This is a genomic window from Pantoea sp. AS142, from assembly GCF_037152305.1.
Classification (GTDB): Bacteria; Pseudomonadota; Gammaproteobacteria; order Enterobacterales; family Enterobacteriaceae; genus Pantoea.
The window spans coordinates 186,545-204,883 of record NZ_JBBCMO010000004.1 but is presented as its reverse complement, the minus strand read 5'-3'; the positions used below and the strand labels follow the sequence as shown (position 1 = coordinate 204,883).

The following is an 18,339-nucleotide window of genomic DNA, read 5'->3' as shown; positions in this document are numbered from 1 at the left end:
CCATCAACTTATTACGACAGAAAAACTAATGTCAATAACGCACACCGCGTTTTGCGGAGCGCTTTTTGTTATCATCATGTAAATTAAATAAAAATGTCGATATGTTTTTGCCATATTTATTTGTTATTGCGATTTAAGTTTTTTTATCCTATCGTTCGCTCATTAGGGCTATAACCCAAAATCGGGAAGGAAGCGCGTGCAACCACACTATCTCCTGGGCATTGATGGCGGCGGTACACAGTGTCGCGCGCGGTTGACCAACCTGCAGGGTCGCGTGCTGGCGGAAGCCTCCGGCGGCCCTGCCAACGTCTGGTCAGACTATGACGCGGCGCTAATCTGCGTCGGGCAATTGATTGATCGGGTCTTGTCACAGGCGGGATTAGCGCCGGAGACGTTAGCGCAAATCGCGCTGGTCGCTGGATTAGCCGGTGCGAATGTCGCCTCAGTTCAGGCGCGGCTCGCCAGCTGGCAGCCCGCCTGCGCAGCATTACAGGTGATCAGCGATGTCGAGATCGCCTGTGCGGGCGCGCACAGCGGCGCACCTGGTGCTGTTTTCATCATCGGCACTGGCAGTCAGGGAGCCGCCTGGGATGGCGAACGTTTTACACTGCTTGGCGGCTGGGGCTTTGCCTTGTCTGACCAGGGATCGGGCGCTGAACTGGGCCGTCGTGCGCTGCGCCTGGCGCTGCTGGCCCATGAGGCGATTATTTCGCAGAGTGCATTTACCCGGCAGTTGATGGCACAGTTCAACGACAGCCCGGAAGCCATGCTGCTCTGGACGCGCTCAGCCACCCCTGCAGACTGGGCCCGCATGGTGCCCCAGGTTTTTGCGGCCGCCGACGCGGGCGATCGTCACGCACAGGATCTGCTGCAACAGACCGCAGCCGATGTCGGCCTGATGGTACGCCGTCTGATTGCGTTAAGCCGTGGATCTGTGGCGCTGATGGGCGGGCTGGCCAAACCGATTCAGCGCTGGCTGGATGACGATATTCAGGCCCGGCTGATGACGCCGCAGGGCGATGCCCTGAGCGGGGCGCTGATACTTGCGCAGCAACTGACGCCTGTCCGATTACCGATCTGAAGCTGGCCGAGCCTTCTCAGCCAGATAACCCGAGGAATTTATGACCGCTCCCAACGTAACCGCGCGCATTCTGCGGTTGATTGTTGAAAATGCGCCGATCAGCCAGTCAGACCTGAAAGTTCGCAGCGGACTGAGCATGTCGACCGTATCGCAGGCGACAAATCGCCTGCTGGCGCAGGAGATTGTGCAGGAGCTGGGGCTGCGTCGCGTGTCGATGGGGCGGCCAAAAACCTTGCTTGGCCTGAATGCCGATCGCGCCAGCGTGATTGGCATTCAGCTCAATGCGGAACGTAACCTGATCGTCATGACCGATCTCAGCGGCAATTTGCTGGGCGAACAGCAGATGCCGAAAGGCACGCTGACGCCGCGCCAGCTCGGCGATGCGCTGGCCAAGTTCCTGCGCGGTGTTGAGGAGAAGCGGGTCGGGGCGATTGGCCTGGCCCTGTCAGGTCTGGTCGATGCCGAAAACGGCTACTGCATCCGCTCCAAAGTGCTCGACTGGGATAACGTCCCGATTGCGCGCCTGCTGGAAGAACGCTTCTCGCTGCCGGTCTTTATTGAGAATGACGCCAACGCCATGGCAATGGCGGCGCTGGTGTTTGGTCAGCTCGGTAATGCCCAGTCAGCGGTGATCGCCACCTACGGCAAAGGGATCGGAGCGGGCATCATTCTTAATCGTCAGCTCTACCGCGGTCGTCACGGCAAAGCGGGGGAGATTGGTAACGGGCTGGTGGGTGACGGCTCACGGCGGCTGCTGGAGGATGTCGCCTCATCGCGCGCTATTCTGCAGCGGCTTGCGGAGCAGGAACCGGTTGAAGGGGTGACGTTGCAGGCGCTGGATCAGCGGCCAACGCCTGAAGTGCTGACGGTGCTGGAAGAGGCCGGACGTGAATTGGGGATTTCACTGGCGAACCTGTCGGTGGCCTTCGATCCGGATGTGGTTTATCTGGCGATGGAGCCGCATATGGCGTCACACATTTTGCTCGATCATATCACCCAGAGCTTCCAGGCCTATCGGCTTAAACTGACGCCACACATGACGCCGCTGCAGTTCCTGACGGAATCGAACCGCATGTGGGCGCTGGGCGCAGCGGGTTTTGCCGTCAACCGGCTGCTGGATTTGCTGGCGGCACAGGCCGATGAAGAGCCGGTTACCTGAGTTAACTCTTGAATAATAACGGGCGCCCCGGCGCCCGTTTGTGTTAGCGCAGACGAAGTCCCTGCTCATCAAACAGCAGGCAATGCGCGGCAGAAAAGCCCAGTTCAACCTGAGTACCCAAATCGCGCGTGGTCGCCTCACGCTCTTCTGCCACCAGCATCTGCTCACGCCCGATAGCCAGGTAGAGATAGTTGGTGTGGCCCAGCATCTCGCCATAGGCCAACTCGCCGTGAAAGCGCTGTGCGTCTGGCGTCTGCGCGGCGGGCTGGAAATGCTCGGGACGAATGCCCAGCGTCACGGTCTGGCCCTCGCGGCAGTCGGCGGCGATTTTCAGCACCAGCCCCTCAATCTTCAGTTCCGGCACCCGCAATTGTACTTCGCCCTCGCCCGTAGCACTGATTTCCGCCCGCAGGAAGTTCATCTTTGGCGAACCGATAAAACCGGCGACAAACAGGTTATCCGGGTCATGATAGAGCGTCAGCGGCGCACCGACCTGCTCAATGCGGCCCTGATGCAGCACCACTATGCGGTCAGCCAGCGTCATCGCCTCCAGCTGATCGTGGGTGACATAGATCATGGTGTTGCCCAGTGAGGCGTGCAGCCGGGCAATCTCAATCCGCATCTGTAAACGCAGCTCTGCATCAAGGTTAGAGAGCGGCTCATCAAACAGGAAGAGACGCGGATGACGGATAATCGCCCGGCCAATCGCCACGCGCTGCCGCTGTCCGCCAGAGAGCGCACGCGGCAGGCGGTCAAGCAGTTCGGTGAGGTGCAGGCGGGCGGCCGTCCGGGCAATTGCCTGGTTGATCTCCGCTTTAGACTTTTTCATTACCTCCAGCGGATAGGCAAGGTTGCCGCGCACCGTCATGTTGGGGTAGAGCGCATAAGACTGAAACACCATGGCGATGCCGCGCTCGGTAGCGGGCTGCTGCGTCATGTCCTGCTCCTCAATCAGCAACTGTCCGCTGCTGATCTCCTCCAGCCCGGCGATCATCCGCAGCAGCGTCGATTTGCCGCAGCCGGATGGCCCGACAAACACCACAAATTCGCCGCTGTTGATCGTCAGATCGATGCCATGAATGACATTAACGTGTTCATAAGATTTCTTCACATTCTGCAAGCGCAGGCTGGTCATCGGCTACCTCACTCAGAGTAACTGGCCCATGTAGATGGCATTGCTGCGCAGAATGGGGGTAAATCCCATGCGCTGATAGAAAGCACAGACCTGCTCGTTCTGCAGGCTGACGCCAAGATGGACACCGCTGACACCGGCGGCACGCAGCGCCGCCAGCTCATGTTCAATCATCCGTTTACCCCAACCGCCTTTCTGTGCCGCTGGCAGCAGATTGATGTGCAGATGCGCGGGCCACTGTGTCACCAGGGTTTCAGCGGCCTGCTCAGGCTGGCGTATTGCGTCGAGCACTTTGCTGTCGAGGGGGGCGCTGGCACTGCGCTGATGATATTTCTCCTGCAGCGGCGGCCACCATTCGGCCTGAAGCTGTGTTTCAAATGCACGGGTATCGGGTGCCGCAACCACGTAACCCTGCACCTCACCGTCCCGCTCCAGCACAAAAGCAAAGTCAGGTGCGAAACGCGCATAGGGCACGGCAAAACGCTGGCCGGGATAGTCAGGATCGGAGTAGAGCGCGCGGGCATCGCCGCCCGCATCCGCTGTTTCCAGGCAGATGCGGTAGAGCGCCGGATAGTCCGCCGGGGTGGCCGGACGAATGACACCTTGATTCGCCATGGTGAATTCTCGTGAGTGAGTGAACGGGTCAGGGAGTGAACAGGTCCGCAGATGAAAGTTACGTTAATGAAAGTGGACTTAGTTTTCAAGATAGAATAATTACCTTATCGCACTAACGCAGGTGGTTCGGCAACGTTTACCGGCATCAGGATGCTCAACTGTGGAGGCCAACACGCCCGTAACGCGGCGGTTGGTTGCATTTTTACGGGTGTTCAAAAGAGATAAGTGTGAGTGTGATAGGATTTTCATATGTTTTATCAGGGCTTTATTTTGCGATTATCGTACGGGTATCTCCTGCTTCAGAAAAAGCCGCTGGCGGCGTGCCGACCCGGTTAATAGCGTAAAAGCCAGCGCGGTGTGCTGAAATTCACGCCATGTCGCTGTTTATTTGCGCAGGCTCACAGCGTTGCAATTCCCCAGGCAGGCTGTTTGACTTTATTTTTCTATTAAAGTAAGTATGGGTGAGTGTCTTTGTGTGCGGCTGCAGCCTGCAGGATGTCAGGCGGTGAGAAGAAAGGATGCCGATCCTGGTCTGAAGAAGGTGAGCATAATGTCTGTTTCCTCCGTTTGTTCGTTCCGAATTCGCAATGTGGGTCGGCTGCTGGCAGCGGGCCTGCTGGCGGGCAGCGTCTCGCATACTGCCCACGCCGCCGTCACCCTGAATGAGTGGGACATCTACAACTATCCGCAGCAGACTGCCGCGGTGGATGAAGGAATTAAAGAGTTTTCACAGCAAAATCCTGGCATCGTAATTAACCGCTCGGTTCACTCTTTTGAAGATACGCGCATTCCGCTAAAGCTGGCGCTGACCGCCGGTGATGGCCCGCAAATCGCCCAGGTGAACCAGGGCGGTGGCGATATGGGCTCGCTGGTTAAAGATAAGCTATTGCTGCCGCTCGACAGCTATGCGGCCAGCAACGGCTGGACCACCCGCTTTCCGGACTCGATTCTGAAACGTAACCGCTGGTCAGACAGCGGCGAGTTCGGCAGCGGCAAACTCTACGGCGTCGCCAGCCTGGGCGAAATGGTCGGGCTCTATTACAACAAAGCGCTGCTGGATAAAGCGGGCATCGCGGTGCCGAAAACGCTGGCCGAGCTGGAAAGTGCCATGGCGAAGCTGAAGCAGCAGGGCACCGCGCCGATGATGCTGGGCCTGCTGGATGGCAACATGGGCCAGCAGCTGCTCAGCACCCTGTGGCAGGCGCAGATTGAGAGCCACGACCGCAAGACGCTGGATAATCTGATTTACGATGTGGGCGGCACCTTCAAAGACAGCAAGCTGGTCAACGCCGCCACCATGATGAAGAGCTGGACCGACAAAGGATACTTCTTCCCTGGCTTCCAGGGCATCGGTCACGACGACGCGGCGACACTGTTCCAGAACGGCCAGGCGGCTTTCCTGGTCAGCGGCACCTGGTATCTCGGCCAGTTTAAAGACAACAAGGATATTCACTTTGCCGCAATGCCTGCCGGTGAAGGCGTGAAGCAGCCGCTAATGGTGGGCGGAACCGATCTGGCGTTCTCGATTACCAGCACCGCCAAAGGCCAGGATCAGCAGGAAGGCGCGGCGAAGTTCATCAACTATATGGTCTCGGATGCCATGGCGAACCGCTGGCTTAAAGTGGGCTTCCTGCCGGCCAGCACCAACAAAGCGGCCAGCATGCCGGCGGATAATCCACTGCTGGCGGAGGCGTATCAGGTCTGGCTTACGCTCAATGACTACGATGGTCTGGGCCATTATGTAGACTGGGCAACACCGACCATGAATGCCGAGCTGAATCAGAACGTCCAGCTGCTGCTGGCGGGTCGTCAGACCGCCGACCAGATGGTGGTGAATTTTGATAACAACTATCAGCGTTACCTGAAAACCCTGAAGCATTAAGCCGGGGGTCCGGCGAACAGCCGGGCCTGAGCATCGTTCTGAACCACGAGTCGGGTTATGTTGAATTTAAGCGGCTGGCGTAATTTTCTCTATGTTCTGCCTGCGGTGCTGGTCTATGCAGCGTTTTTGCTGTTCCCGCTGCTGGCTTCGCTAGGCATCAGTTTTACCGAATGGGACGGCACCTCGCTGCCGGTGTTTAGCGGCGTCAGCAATTATCTGCGGATGTTCAGCGATCCGGTGTTCTGGATTGCGCTGGGTAATAACGCCATCCTGATGCTGTTCTATACCCTGTTGCCGATTGGCGTCGGCCTGCTGCTCTGCAGCTTCCTTTATGACACGCGCAACAACAGCGAACGCAGCGTGCTGCGCATTCTCTTTTTCCTGCCCTACATCATGCCAATGGCGGTACTGGGCGTGGTGTGGCGCTGGCTCTATAATCCGGCCTTTGGGCCGATCGACCAGATATTACGCGCGATGGGCCTGCCACAACTGGCGCTCTCCTGGCTGGGTGATTTCACCTGGGCGCTGCCCGCCGTGGGTCTGGTTGCCACCTGGTACTTCTTCGGCTTCTGTCTGGTGCTGTTTATGGCGGGCCTGCAGCGCATGGACCCGTCACTGCTGGAAGCCGCCGATCTGGATGGCTCGTCGCGTCGCCAGAAGTTTATGCGTATCACGCTGCCAGGCCTGCGGCCCGAGCTGCGGATTGCCCTGCTGTTGACGGTGATCGCCAGCCTGAAAGCCTTTGACCTGGTCTATGTGATGACCCAGGGCGGGCCGGGCACCTCCACCATGGTGACCAACATCTTTATGTATAAGCAGGGCTTTGACCTGCACTACTTTGGCTACGCCTCGTCGGTGGCGGTGTTCAGCATGATCATTGTTTTAGGGATTAACACTCTGATCCATCTGGCCTTGAAGGAGCGTTACTGATGCGAAGCACGCCGGTGATTTCACGCGCGCTGATCTGGATCGTGGCGCTGATGACGATTCTGCCGTTTCTGATGGCGCTGATGACCTCGTTTAAAACCCAGATGGAGCTGTTTCAGGGCGTCTTCACGCTGCCCGCCTCGCTGAATTTTAAAAACTATCTGACCGCCTGGCAGCAGGGACACTTCAACGTCTACTTCCTCAACTCCGTATTGGTGGTGATCCCGGTGGTGCTGTTCAGCGTGCTGCTGGGCATTCTGGCCGGATTCGGTTTTGCCTGGCTGAAGATCCCCGGTAAAAAAGTGATCGCCGCGTTGCTGGCGCTGGGGATGGTGCTGCCGAGTGAAGCCTTTATCATTCCGCTTTATCACGAGCTGCGCTGGATGGGGCTGACCAATACCTACCTGGCGCTGATCCTGCCGCAAATCGCCCTGTCGCTGCCCTTTACCACATTGATGATCGCCAGCGCGTTTCAGCAGGTGCCGAAAGAGCTGGTAGAAGCGGCGGTGATGGATGGCGCGTCACGCGTCAAAATTCTGTGGGGCATTCTGGTGCCCGCTATCTGGCCGACTCTGTCAACGCTGGGGCTGCTGCTGTTTATCTGGACCTGGAATGAGTTCCTGATCCCACTGATTCTGGTTAACAAGGATGAGCTGCGCACGCTGCCGATTGGCATGATGTTTTTCCAGAATAAAAACACCATCGACATTCCGGTATTGATGGCGGGCGCGATGATTGTGATTATGCCGCTAATCGTGGTGTTCCTGATTTTCCAGCGCAAATTCATCAGCGGCGTCACTGAAGGAGCCGTGAAGTAATTTGTGAAGTCCCGCACGAAATGGCGCACTGGCGACCAGACAAAGGTTTGTCGCACCGCAGCGTGCTGCAATTCCTCCTCTTCAATCCTGCGGGAGACGCACGATGCACCTTTCCCTTGCTGATTTTCACCCTGTCGCCGATGGCGAAACCCCGGACACGGCCGTGTTGCAACGCGCGATGGATCAGATTGCGGCGGCTGGCGGTGGCCGTCTGACGCTGCCTGCCGGACGTTATCGCAGCGGCTGCCTGAATCTACCTTCTGATTTTGAGCTGCACCTTGAAGCGGGTGCGGTGCTGATCGCCAGTCCGCGGCTGGCAGACTACCAGGCGGTGCAGGCACTCAGCTGTGCTGAGAAGTCCCACAACGTGCTGCTCTATGCGCTGGGCCAGCGCAATATCACCATCAGCGGCACCGGCCGCATCGATGGCGAGGGTGAAGCCTGGTTTGCCGCTGAGCGGGATGAGCAGGGCTATCGTCTGCCGCGTGCCGACCGGCCACGTATTATTGTGTTTGAGGATTGCGAGCAGGTGACGCTGACCGCTTTTACCATTGTGCAGGCACCGATGTGGACAGTGCATCTGGTGAGCTGTCGCCATGTGCATATCGACCACCTCACCATCGACAACGCCATGACCATGCCGAATACCGATGCGCTCGACATCGACAGCTGCGAAGCGGTGTTTGTCAGCAACAGCTACCTCAGCGCCGCTGATGATGCCATCTGCATTAAAACCACCCATAAACCGGCCGCGCTGCGGCGTCCGGCGCGGCAGATTATGATCACCAACTGCCTGCTGCGCAGCTACAGCTGCGCCTTTAAGATCGGCACCGAGACCTGGGATGATGTGGAAGATGTCACGGTAACCGGCTGCACTATTTTTGATTCCAACCGGGGCATCGGCATTCTGTCGCGTGACGGCGGCGCGATGCGGCGTCTGCTGTTCAGCAATCTGACTTTTGCCTGCCACCATGCGCCACCCTGTCACTGGGGCAAAGCCGATCCGTTGCATATTTCGGTGCGCCGCCGTGATCCTGCTATCACACCTGGCATCGTGGAGCAGGTGCAATTCAGTAACCTCACTGGCGTGGCGGAAGGGGCGATTAACCTGTATGCGGCAGAACCGGGCTGGATACGCGATGTGGTGATCAGCCAGTTGCAGATGCGTCAGACGGTGGCGCAGGTTACACAGGGATACTACGATGTGCGGCCGCCCTGTAACCCGGACTCCCCGACCGGCATGGGGCTGGATAACGCCTACAAACTTGACCCGAAAACCGGCGAAGCTTTTGGCGTCGAGCGCTATCCCGGCGGACTGCCGGGCCTGTTTGCGCGCGGGGTAGAGAACCTGCAACTGCACAGCCTGGTGATAACACGCCCGGAGCCGTTACCGCCAGGCTGGCATCCTGAGTGCGTGGTGCAGTTATCAGACTAATTCACAGCGCGGCGGCGATGGCTGCACCGAGCTGTGCGGTGCTGGCGCTGCCGCCGAGGTCGCGCGTCAGATGCTGTCCCGCTGCCAGCGTGCGTTCAATCGCGTCTAACACCGCATCACCCGCCGCTTTGTAACCGAGGTGCTCCAGCATCATTGCCCCGCACCAGATCTGCCCGATGGGATTGGCGACACCTTTGCCAGCGATATCGGGCGCAGAACCGTGAACCGGCTCGAACAGGCTGGGGAACAGGCCTTCCGGGTTGATATTGGCGGAAGGCGCAATGCCGATGGTGCCAGTACAGGCCGGGCCGAGATCGGAGAGGATATCGCCAAACAGGTTGCTGGCCACCACCACATCAAACCAGTCGGGATGCAGCACGAAGTTGGCGGTGAGAATATCGATGTGATACTTATCGACGCGAATCGCCGGGAACTGGCTGGACATTGCTTCGACGCGGCTGTCCCAGTAAGGCATGGTGATGGCAATGCCGTTCGATTTGGTGGCGGAGGTCAGGTGTTTTTTCGGCCGACTCTGCGCCAGCTGATAAGCAAATTTCAGGATGCGATCGACGCCAGTGCGTGTCATCACCGTCTCCTGAATCACCACTTCACGGTCGGTGCCAGGGAACAGGGTGCCGCCGACGCTGGAGTATTCACCCTCGGTGTTTTCACGTACCACATAGAAATCAATATCGCCGGGCTGACGATTCGCCAGCGGCGCTTTGACGCCCGGCATCAGTCGCACCGGACGCAGATTGACGTATTGATCGAACTCCCGGCGGAACTGCAGCAGCGAGCCCCACAGTGACACGTGGTCGGGCACCACATCGGGCCAGCCAACCGCACCAAAGTAGATCGCATCAAAGGTTTTCAGCTGTGGGAACCAGTCGTCTGGCAGCATTTTGCCGTGCTGCTGCCAGTAGTCGGCGCTGGCGTAATCGAACCACTCCCAGCGCAGCGGAATGTTAAATTTCTCTGCGGCCGCATTCATTACACGGACGCCTTCCGGCATCACTTCTTTGCCGATGCCGTCGCCAGGTATCACGGCAATACGGTGGATTTTGTCAGTCACAGGGCACCTTTCCGGTTGATGTTCGAATTGTGTACGCAGTATAACTGTCGATTCCGGGGAAATAATGAGCCTGAAACGCAATCCAGTGTTGAATCAAAGTAGAGAATCCCGCACCTCAACCGATGACTTAGCCTTCTTTGTTCGCCTGGCCGCACTGGATAGCCTGACCGCGGCGGCGCGCGAACTGGGCCTGTCGCTGGCGGCGGTCAGCAAACGTCTGAGCCAACTGGAACAGCGGCTTGGTGTGCAACTCCTGCGGCGCACCACCCGACGACTGGAGCTGACGCCGGAAGGCCGCCGTTATCTGGCGGGTGGGCGTCCGTTGCTGGATCAGCTGGCGGCGCTGGAAGAGGCGGTTAGCGGTGAAACCGCCCAGCTGCGCGGCACACTTAATATCAATGCCTCATTGGGTTTTGGTCGTCGCCATATTGCGCCCTGCGTCTCGGCTTTTGCCGCGCTGCATCCGCAGCTCTCGCTGTCGCTCTCGCTGTCGCTGTCGCTCAGCAGCCAGCCGCTGAATTTTCTTGATGCGCACATGGATATTGATATTCGCGTCGGTGAACCGCCTGATTCACGGCTGGTGGCGCGCAAGCTACGTACCAATCCTCGCATTCTCTGCTGCTCACCCGCCTATGCCGCCCGGCATGGTCTGCCCGCCACGGTGCGTGATCTGGCGCAGCACAACTGCATTTTACTGCGCCAGCACGATAGCGATTTTACCCTGTGGCGACTAACCAGCGGTGAACAGAGCATCAATCAGAAAGTGCGCGGCAGCCTGATCACCAACGATGGTGAAGTGGCGATGCGGCTGGCGATGGATGGGCATGGCATTCTGCTGCGTTCCTGGTGGGACGCACAGCACAGTGTGGCGACGGGCGAACTGCTGACGGTGTTACCCGACTGGCAGGCACCCGATGGTGATATTTTTGCGGTCTGGCAGGCGCAGCGCCAGCTTCCGGCGCGCATTACCGCGTTTGTGGCTTTTCTGCAGAGCAATCTGCAATCGGTTGATTAGTCAGGCTTTAAAAGGCAGGTGCTGGCGCGGTCAGGCCCCAGCGGACAATAAATATACCGCATTAAGCTGAATCGGTTGCATCAGCATGCCGCTGCGTTTACAGCGTTTTAGCGGCTGCGTATGATTCTTATTCTTTTTATTTCCTGCCTGCCCTCTGCGTTGCGGCCAGCCGGGAGCAGCAGGCAGATAGGGGAGTTAAGTATGAAAGCGTTGTTCAGCCCGCGTACAGCGGCACTCACACTGGCGATGGTGACCACCTTCAGCCTGACCGCATGCCAGACGACGGCGAAAAAAGCGGATGCCAGTGCGCCGGTGGTGATGCAGCCCTCCAGCCCCGATAACCTGATTCAGCGCGAGCTGGGTGAAGGTTTGTATGAGATGGCCTATCTGCCAGCAAAAAACGCCCTCTATGTCGCCAGCGCACAGGGATTCAAAAATATCAGCGGCGGCATGATCTACCGTCTTGATGCCACCACGCTGCAAAGCACCGGCGCGGGGCACTTCGACCTGAAAAACGTTGGTCTGATCAGCGCGCCTGACGGCAGCGCACTCTACGCCACCAATACGCTGGATGGCGGTATCTCTAAGATCGATCCTGATAACGGTAAGGTGCTGAAGCGCCTGATGTTTGACGATAAAAATGAGAAAGGATTGCCCGCTGGCACGCGCGAAATCTTTTTGCATGACGGGTTGCTCTATGTCGGCGGCACGGACGATCCGGGTGTGATCTGGGTGGTTGATGCGAAAACCCTGACGCTGAAAACGCGGATAAAAAATGCCGGGAAGGGAGTGACAGGCATCATCTTCTCGCCGGTCAGCGACCGGATTTACGCGGCGAACGGCAGCGGTGAAATTCTGGTCATTAATCCGCGTACTCAGAAAATCGAGCAGCGCCTGACGGCGGGTGACGGGCAGGCCTATCTGTTCCTGAACATGGCCGAAGATCCGGCGACCGGTCGCCTGTTTGTTACGAATAATTCAAAAGCGAAAAATACGCTGGTGTTTGATGAGCGCAGCGGCAAGGTGATTAAACGTCTGAATCCGGGCGATTCGCTGGGGATTAAATTTAACGGCAAGCGCAATGAAATTTATATCAGCCAGCGCGAGTCGAAAAAGGTGCTGCAGCTTGATGGCACCACCTATGAGGTGAAGAACAGTTGGTCATTTGACAGTCATCCAGACAGCCTGCTGGTGTCACCGGACGGGCAGACTCTGTTCGTGACATTGAAGCAGGGCTTTAATGACGATCACAGCAGTCAGGGATTGGATGGCGTGGCGCGTATCACGCTGCAATAAAAAAAGGCGGCATCACTGCCGCCTGAATCCTTACTTAGCCACACCTTCTACCAGCACCACGCGATAGTTTGCGCCTTTCAGACGGTGCGCTTTAGCAGCCTGATATTCCGGGCTGTCATACCAGGCGTGTGCTTCTTCCCGGCTCGCGAATTCCAGAATTACCACACCTTCTGCTTCCTGTCCTTCCAGCGTTTCCAGTTCGCCATAAAAGGCGAGAGGATTGATCTGATGATCGCCACGCGCCTGGCCCGCTTTCTCGGCATAGATCGCCATTTCGTCCTGATTCAGGGTGTTATCACGAATAAATACAACGTATGCACTCACAGGTATCTCCTTAAGCTTTTTTATCCTGGGTTTCGGTATCGAAGTCAGCAGCATCATGACGCTCATGCAACTGATCGGCCGGGTCGCCCATGACACGGTTGACTTTGCGGCCACGGATGACGGCAGGACGCTGTGCGATCTCTTTCGCCCAACGCACCACATTTTTATAGGACTGCACATCCAGGAATTCGGCACCGCCATACTGGTCATTCAGTACCATATTGCCGTACCACGGCCAGGTGGCGATATCAGCGATAGTGTAGTCATCACCGGCCAGATAGCGGTGATCTGCCAGCCGACGATCCAGCACGTCAAGCTGACGCTTCGCTTCCAGCGTGAAGCGGTTAATGGCGTACTCAATTTTTTCTGGCGCGTAGTGAAAGAAATGGCCGAAACCACCGCCGAGGTAAGGCGCAGAACCCTGCAGCCAGAAAAGCCAGTTCAGGGTTTCGGTGCGGCCAGCAATATCTTTCGGCAGGAAGTAGCCATATTTTTCCGCCAGATAGAGCAGGATGTTACCCGATTCAAATACCCGAATCGGCGGCGTTGCGGCGTGGTCGCTCAGCGCCGGAATTTTCGAGTTCGGGTTCACGTCGACAAAACCGCTGGAGAACTGATCGCCTTCGCCGATACGGATTAGCCAGGCATCATACTCGGCATCGTTGACGTTAAGTGCCAGCAGTTCTTCCAGCAGGATGGTGACTTTCTGGCCGTTAGGCGTGCCGAGCGAATAGAGCTGTAAAGGGTGTTTGCCGACCGGCAACGCTTTTTCATGGGTAGGACCAGCGAACGGACGATTAGTTTTAGCGCCGTTACCTTTGGCTTCAGGGTCCCAGGTCCAGACTTTTGCGGGCTGATATGCATTTTCCGACATAATGAAAGTTCGCCTTATGGTGTGGTATTGGTCTGGAGTGTAGCAGGTGCTGCGAAGGGGGTTTAACTCTGCTGGCTGCGCGAGGGCGTGCTGCAGGGGGCAGATGTCAGGCGGGTAGCCGTGGCAAAGGTGTGGGGAAAGTAAATAAAAGAGGGACAGGTGAGCCGGATCGGCTGCCACTCTTCCATAGAACGATAGAACATCTCTTCACAGATTTCCGGCTCATCAGGCACGACCCGGTAAGTGCAGGGCGGGCCGGTGCGCATTCTGGAGCGAGGCATGGGTATCTCCGGGTATTTTATCCCGCGCACGTATCGGTGGCGGACACCGTGAGGGATTATTTGAGGCCTGGTCAAATCTCTATCGTCGCTTCGCGCTGGCGATGGATACCACCGATCGCCGCGGCAGGGCTTCCTGCAGGATTTTTGGTATCCCGATGTGTCTGCCGGATTAATGGGCATGTGCTGGGTAGCGCAATGTGTGAAATCAGCGGATGCCGGTGCGGTACGGGTAGCGTGCTGAAACGGGTCTTTAGCGGGGAAGAGGGGGACGCGCCCGCTGCTCAGTGAGAACGGCTATCACCGATGACCAGGTCATAAACGGGCTGGCTCAGGGAGCCAGCCTTGCCTGGCCGGTCTGCTCAGAAGGTGGATCTTTTACTGATAGGAAAAAGTAATACTCGCCAGCGCATTAGCCGTTCCGGGCACCAGATCACCCGTGCGGATAAACCGCGCCTGGAAGGGCAGTGACAATACCTGGTTTGCCGATGAGGTTGTCTGGATAAAGAACTGGTTGAGCGTGCCATCAGCCGAACTGTCCGGGCCCATACTCAGGGGACCGCTACCATTGTAGAAGAACTGTACGCCCACGCCCGAAGCGGTAGAGTCGCCCGTCAGTGTCACAACCGATGAACTGTTGGACGGGGTAGTCTGGTCGGTCATGACCGCATTCACCGCGATGTTTTGATCACATGTAAGCGTGACGTTGAATGCTCCCGAAGGTGAGGTGCTACCCACGGTTGAAAGTGTGCGAATATCCAGAGTGCCCAGATCGACGTTCGCACTTTTGGTGTCAACCGTACAGCTGCTGGCAGCTACCGTGATGGTGACGGGGTTAATGATTACCTGCGCTGTTTTGGTTTCATTATTGTAGGCCGTCAGAATTGCAGCATGGATCGTTGGCGTTGTATAGAGGCCCGACTTCAACGCTATTCCTGTTTTAATAAATGTCACTTTTGCTGACCAGCCCAGCATCGTGGCACGGTCATTCGTACCGGCGGCCGGATAGCTCTGAGTGATACCCGTTTGCAATGGAATATATTCCGAACCATTAAAATCCTTGAGACCAATAATGTAGCCTACGCCAGGTATACCCGTTTCGAAAATGGTGTAATTTATACCATCAACGGTGACGGTCATGCCGCTGGATATTGCCGATGGAGAGGGTTCAAGCGTACCCTTTTCGCAGGTCCATATTAGTCCGCACCAGAACACTTCCTTTACGTCAATTGTTGCGCTCCAGGTTGAACCAATGATTTCACCTGGCATTACGGAGTCTGCCGGCCCGGAATATTCCATTGGCTGGGGCGAGAGCGTGATATCTGATTTCCAGTCCATAGCCAGCGCGTTGTCAGAGGTGAGAAAGCAGGCAAGAAGCAGTAAAATACGTATCATTGATACTCCGTAGTCCAGGTGGCGATGGCTGAAACGTCGCCAGCGGTAACGTCTGGGCCTGTGGCGATTAGTCGGGCATAAAAATTCATCTGTACGCTGTCGTTACCCGCTACGCCATAGGCGGTCGTCTGGGTATCCAGGGGGACAAGCGCTCCATCTTTATCAAGGATTTGTACTGCCACACCTGTCGCTCCGCCATCTGCCACTTTGAGCAGTCGCGGATCGATATCATCAGGCGAGCCGCTAAAGCGGATCTTCGCGCCTGAAAAGGTAGGCCCGCATGCTTCCAGCGTGAGCGTGAACGGAGTTTTAATATTGCTTACCGCACCCGCTTTACTTAACTGTCTGGTGCCGATATCGCCAAGCGGGACATTTTTCTCCAGTGAATCGGCGGCCACTACACACGTGTTAGCGATCAGATTACCCGTTACCGAAACCAGCACGTCGTAGCCACGCACCGGCAACGAGCAGGCAAAAAAAAGGAAGATAGACACGAGACGCTTTGTCACTGACATACTCCCTCCTGCGTATAGAGGCCCGTGCGGGCATTGAAATCCTGCTTATTGAACTGGTAGTGAACAGAACAGCGTGCCGTATTGTTTTTGCCCCACACCGCGTTAAGCGTGCCTTTCAGTGGCAGACCCGATAAATAGACGCTGCCACCATCACCCACAATGCTGCTAACCTCGCTGTTTTCCCATGCGACGACGGTACCAAAAGGCAATACCGTGCCGTTATGGCGTAAGACAAACATTGCTTTTGCACCCTGCTGAGTGGCGATAATGGCTCGCACCAGTGCGCCGTCGGTTGGCGTTTTGCTAATGATGGCGTTATCGAGTTCAACATCATTGCCCGTGGTCGTGGTGTCGAGTCCTACCCGGTTAACGCGATAAGGCGTCGCGTAAGGGATCACCGCATAGCCCCGGCTGTCGGTTTTAATATTTCGGTGATTAAGAACCGCAACCTCGCTGGCGCCCGGTGCTTTGATCAGAATATTGGTATTGCCCAGCGGCTGGCTTAGCGTCAAACCATCTTCGTGTAAAACAGCACCACCGCTTATGCCGTAGCTGAGATTGCGGGCATCATGCCCGTAGCTGTAACCCAGGTTGTACTGGCCCCGATGGTCTTTATATTGCAGTGCGGTATCGCCGCCATACTGTTTTCGGGCGTTGTAGCGCTGATTGACGCTGTAATAAAGCTCATCTTGTCCAGGCACATAACCACTGACGCCACCGCTGTAGGTCGTTCCTGCTGATTTCCCCTGAGTGGTGGAGAAACGTGCACGCATCGAATTTTTAGGATCGCCAAAGGGTATCGAGAGCGACAACGCCAGAATGTTATCTTTACTGTCATCATACAGACTGGTACTGCGCTGGAAGCTCACGCCCAGCGAGGCAGATCGGAAGGTCGTGTTCCACGCAAACTGGATTCCCTGGGCTGTTTTCGAGGTATGCCAGTAGGTTTGCTGGTCCCATGACAGTGACAGTGAACCATATTCGTTCATGGGCTGAGATAGCTGCAGCTGGTTTCTGGCTTTACGTGACATCCGAAGGTCGTAGACATTTTCATAGCGGGTAGTAACAGTTCCATCTGCTTCTACTATTTGTTCTCGCTTGCCGCCACTCATCCTTTTATAAGCGGTATCGCTGAGGTTATAGAACCCTTGTGTGGAGTAACGCAACGAATAGAAATTCACGCGTGTCCCAATGTCATTGAGCCGTTTGCTATAGCGCAGGCGAACGGAATCCCCCGTGTAGTGCTTATCATCCGCAAGCTGGCTTTGGGCATGGGTTATATCCAGAGAATAGGCACCCAAACGGCCCAGGTTCTGGCCGACGCCTGCTGCAACCCCGTGATAACGATCGGAAAGCTGAGCGCCTCCATAAAAAGTCAGGCCATATCGCCAGCCATAAAAGAGTTCACCCTGGGCAAATGTCGGCGCATCCTGATTATTACCCGGCTGGAATTTTCCCGCACTGAGGGCATATTTTTTCTGGCTGCTTCGAACCAGATTAGGAACACTGGCGAAAGGCACGTTGAACTGAGTTTCGGCGCCATCGCTCTCCTTGAGAGTGACAGACAAATCACCACCAGAAGAGGTTGGATAGAGATCGCTGAGCACAAAAGGCCCGGGCGACACGCTGGTTTGGTAAATAACATTGCCGTTCTGCCGAACGGTGACGACGGCATTGCTGCGTGCAATTCCCCGGACTTCGGGTGCGTAACCGCTCAGGCTTGCAGGCAGCATGTTGTCATCAGTTTTAAGCGCCAGCCCGCGGACACCGACGGAGTCAAACACCTGAGTTGAGGTGTACGTTTCTCCAGCGTAAAGCTGTGCACCCAGCGCCGTAATATCGCGCTGCAGCCAGGTCTGTACATGGTTCAGCTCATTCGTCTCTTTGGTCCACGTGGTATAGTCGCGCAACCGCCATGCACCAATGTTTATACCGCTGTTCAGGCTGGCAAACAGCTGCTGATCGCGGTTTTTTGTATCCCCTTGGTAAGTGTTATTTGAGCCGTTAATGACATAGTTCAGCCACCCGGCGTGGATGCCATGCTCCCTGGTTTCAGGACTGATGTAGCCGCGTGGCAGATTGCGCATCCTGCTCTGCGGTAAGCTGATGTTGAGCGTGAGGGTTTGCGGCTCGTAGTCCGTGCTGCTGCCGGGAAACAGCGTGTGGAGAAAATAGCACTGCTTTGCCAGCGGCAGGCTGGCACCCTCTGCCTGTGCCATGTCCACACCGAGCGCATCAAGCTGACTGGCCGTCAGACACGCAGCAGTTACGTTCTGCCCACTTGATTTATCCACAGCAAAGATGACATTGCCAGTGAAGGCATAGTTCTTGTTGATATAGACGTTGATATTATATTCGCCTGGCGGTAATGCACTGCCTGTATTAACCCAGGATAGATCAGCTACTGACGCACCCTCGCCATTGAGGAAGGCGGGGTTAAAGTGCAAATCGCTCTCCGCGGCTACGGTATACCCCATCGCATTAAAAGCCACCACCGCACAAACGATTTTCATTTTCACGC

General features: G+C 56.6%; 17 protein-coding genes and 1 pseudogene. 9 read left to right on the top strand and 9 right to left on the bottom strand.

Going from position 1 to position 18,339, the window contains the following annotated elements; translation table 11 throughout:
* Positions 1 to 196 precede the first annotated feature (196 nt).
* A complete protein-coding gene (locus WFO64_RS10400) occupies positions 197 to 1,081 on the top strand; it encodes a BadF/BadG/BcrA/BcrD ATPase family protein (RefSeq protein WP_337011348.1) in 885 nt (294 codons plus the stop codon).
* 40 nt (positions 1,082 to 1,121) lie between these two features.
* Positions 1,122 to 2,240, top strand: a complete 1,119-nt coding sequence (locus tag WFO64_RS10395) for an ROK family transcriptional regulator (protein ID WP_337011346.1) — start codon at positions 1,122 to 1,124, stop codon at positions 2,238 to 2,240.
* A 43-nt stretch (positions 2,241 to 2,283) separates the two neighbouring features.
* On the opposite strand, the gene WFO64_RS10390 is transcribed toward WFO64_RS10395, so the two are convergent.
* Both WFO64_RS10390 and WFO64_RS10385 read right to left on the bottom strand, forming a co-directional pair.
* Positions 2,284 to 3,375: an ABC transporter ATP-binding protein gene (locus WFO64_RS10390; RefSeq protein WP_337011344.1), complete on the bottom strand. Its 1,092-nt coding sequence runs from the start codon at positions 3,373 to 3,375 to the stop codon at positions 2,284 to 2,286.
* A 12-nt stretch (positions 3,376 to 3,387) separates the two neighbouring features.
* Positions 3,388 to 3,987 (bottom strand): GNAT family N-acetyltransferase, encoded by a 600-nt coding sequence (locus WFO64_RS10385; RefSeq protein WP_337011342.1) that lies wholly within the window; start codon positions 3,985 to 3,987, stop codon positions 3,388 to 3,390.
* A 550-nt stretch (positions 3,988 to 4,537) separates the two neighbouring features.
* Here WFO64_RS10385 and WFO64_RS10380 point away from each other — a divergent pair.
* The 4 genes from WFO64_RS10380 to WFO64_RS10365 all read left to right on the top strand — a co-directional run bounded on the left by WFO64_RS10380 (position 4,538) and on the right by WFO64_RS10365 (position 9,049).
* Positions 4,538 to 5,869, top strand: a complete 1,332-nt coding sequence (locus WFO64_RS10380) for an extracellular solute-binding protein (protein WP_337011340.1) — start codon at positions 4,538 to 4,540, stop codon at positions 5,867 to 5,869.
* A gap of 57 nt (positions 5,870 to 5,926) precedes the next feature.
* Positions 5,927 to 6,799 carry a carbohydrate ABC transporter permease gene (locus WFO64_RS10375; RefSeq protein ID WP_337011338.1) on the top strand — a complete coding sequence of 291 codons (873 nt, stop codon included), beginning with the start codon at positions 5,927 to 5,929 and terminating at the stop codon, positions 6,797 to 6,799.
* The gene (locus WFO64_RS10370) at positions 6,799 to 7,614 is read left to right on the top strand and encodes a carbohydrate ABC transporter permease (RefSeq protein ID WP_337011336.1); all 816 of its coding nucleotides are present in this window, start codon (positions 6,799 to 6,801) and stop codon (positions 7,612 to 7,614) included. Before WFO64_RS10375 ends, WFO64_RS10370 begins: the two co-directional genes overlap by 1 nt.
* A gap of 103 nt (positions 7,615 to 7,717) precedes the next feature.
* Positions 7,718 to 9,049 carry a glycoside hydrolase family 28 protein gene (locus WFO64_RS10365; RefSeq protein WP_337011335.1) on the top strand — a complete coding sequence of 444 codons (1,332 nt, stop codon included), beginning with the start codon at positions 7,718 to 7,720 and terminating at the stop codon, positions 9,047 to 9,049.
* Between the two features lies 1 nt (position 9,050).
* Here WFO64_RS10365 and WFO64_RS10360 read toward each other — a convergent pair whose 3' ends face one another.
* On the bottom strand, positions 9,051 to 10,121 hold the full coding sequence (locus WFO64_RS10360) for a tartrate dehydrogenase (RefSeq protein ID WP_337011334.1): 1,071 nt from the start codon (positions 10,119 to 10,121) through the stop codon (positions 9,051 to 9,053).
* 64 nt (positions 10,122 to 10,185) lie between these two features.
* Between WFO64_RS10360 and WFO64_RS10355 the strand changes: the two genes are divergently transcribed.
* Positions 10,186 to 11,136, top strand: coding sequence for a LysR family transcriptional regulator (locus WFO64_RS10355; protein ID WP_337011332.1), 951 nt, complete (start codon positions 10,186 to 10,188; stop codon positions 11,134 to 11,136).
* Between the two features lie 201 nt (positions 11,137 to 11,337).
* Entirely contained in the window at positions 11,338 to 12,432 is a 1,095-nt protein-coding gene (locus WFO64_RS10350; protein WP_337011330.1) for a YncE family protein, read from the top strand.
* 30 nt (positions 12,433 to 12,462) lie between these two features.
* Here the strand turns inward: WFO64_RS10350 and WFO64_RS10345 are convergent, their stop codons facing one another.
* The 3 genes from WFO64_RS10345 to WFO64_RS22570 form a co-directional block, all read right to left on the bottom strand.
* Positions 12,463 to 12,756: a DUF1330 domain-containing protein gene (locus WFO64_RS10345; protein WP_003855645.1), complete on the bottom strand. Its 294-nt coding sequence runs from the start codon at positions 12,754 to 12,756 to the stop codon at positions 12,463 to 12,465.
* Positions 12,757 to 12,766: 10 nt separating this feature from the next.
* Positions 12,767 to 13,630 (bottom strand): glutathione-dependent disulfide-bond oxidoreductase, encoded by an 864-nt coding sequence (yghU, locus tag WFO64_RS10340; RefSeq protein WP_337011328.1) that lies wholly within the window; start codon positions 13,628 to 13,630, stop codon positions 12,767 to 12,769.
* Between the two features lie 62 nt (positions 13,631 to 13,692).
* The gene (locus WFO64_RS22570) at positions 13,693 to 13,911 is read right to left on the bottom strand and encodes a hypothetical protein (protein ID WP_442956146.1); all 219 of its coding nucleotides are present in this window, start codon (positions 13,909 to 13,911) and stop codon (positions 13,693 to 13,695) included.
* Between WFO64_RS22570 and WFO64_RS10335 the strand changes: the two are divergent.
* A pseudogene (locus WFO64_RS10335) lies at positions 13,874 to 14,152 on the top strand (gfo/Idh/MocA family oxidoreductase); the annotation flags it as partial. The gene WFO64_RS22570 and the pseudogene WFO64_RS10335 sit on opposite strands and share 38 nt — an antisense overlap.
* Positions 14,153 to 14,286: 134 nt before the next feature.
* On the opposite strand, the gene WFO64_RS10330 reads toward WFO64_RS10335, so the two are convergent.
* The 3 genes from WFO64_RS10330 to WFO64_RS10320 are packed head-to-tail and all read right to left on the bottom strand — an operon-like array spanning position 14,287 to position 18,337.
* Positions 14,287 to 15,303 carry a fimbrial protein gene (locus WFO64_RS10330; protein WP_337011326.1) on the bottom strand — a complete coding sequence of 339 codons (1,017 nt, stop codon included), beginning with the start codon at positions 15,301 to 15,303 and terminating at the stop codon, positions 14,287 to 14,289.
* On the bottom strand, positions 15,300 to 15,818 hold the full coding sequence (locus WFO64_RS10325; protein ID WP_337011324.1) for a fimbrial protein: 519 nt from the start codon (positions 15,816 to 15,818) through the stop codon (positions 15,300 to 15,302). The genes WFO64_RS10330 and WFO64_RS10325 overlap by 4 nt, the downstream gene beginning before the upstream one ends.
* Positions 15,809 to 18,337 (bottom strand): fimbria/pilus outer membrane usher protein, encoded by a 2,529-nt coding sequence (locus tag WFO64_RS10320; RefSeq protein WP_337011322.1) that lies wholly within the window; start codon positions 18,335 to 18,337, stop codon positions 15,809 to 15,811. The genes WFO64_RS10325 and WFO64_RS10320 overlap by 10 nt, the downstream gene beginning before the upstream one ends.
* Positions 18,338 to 18,339: the final 2 nt, after the last annotated feature.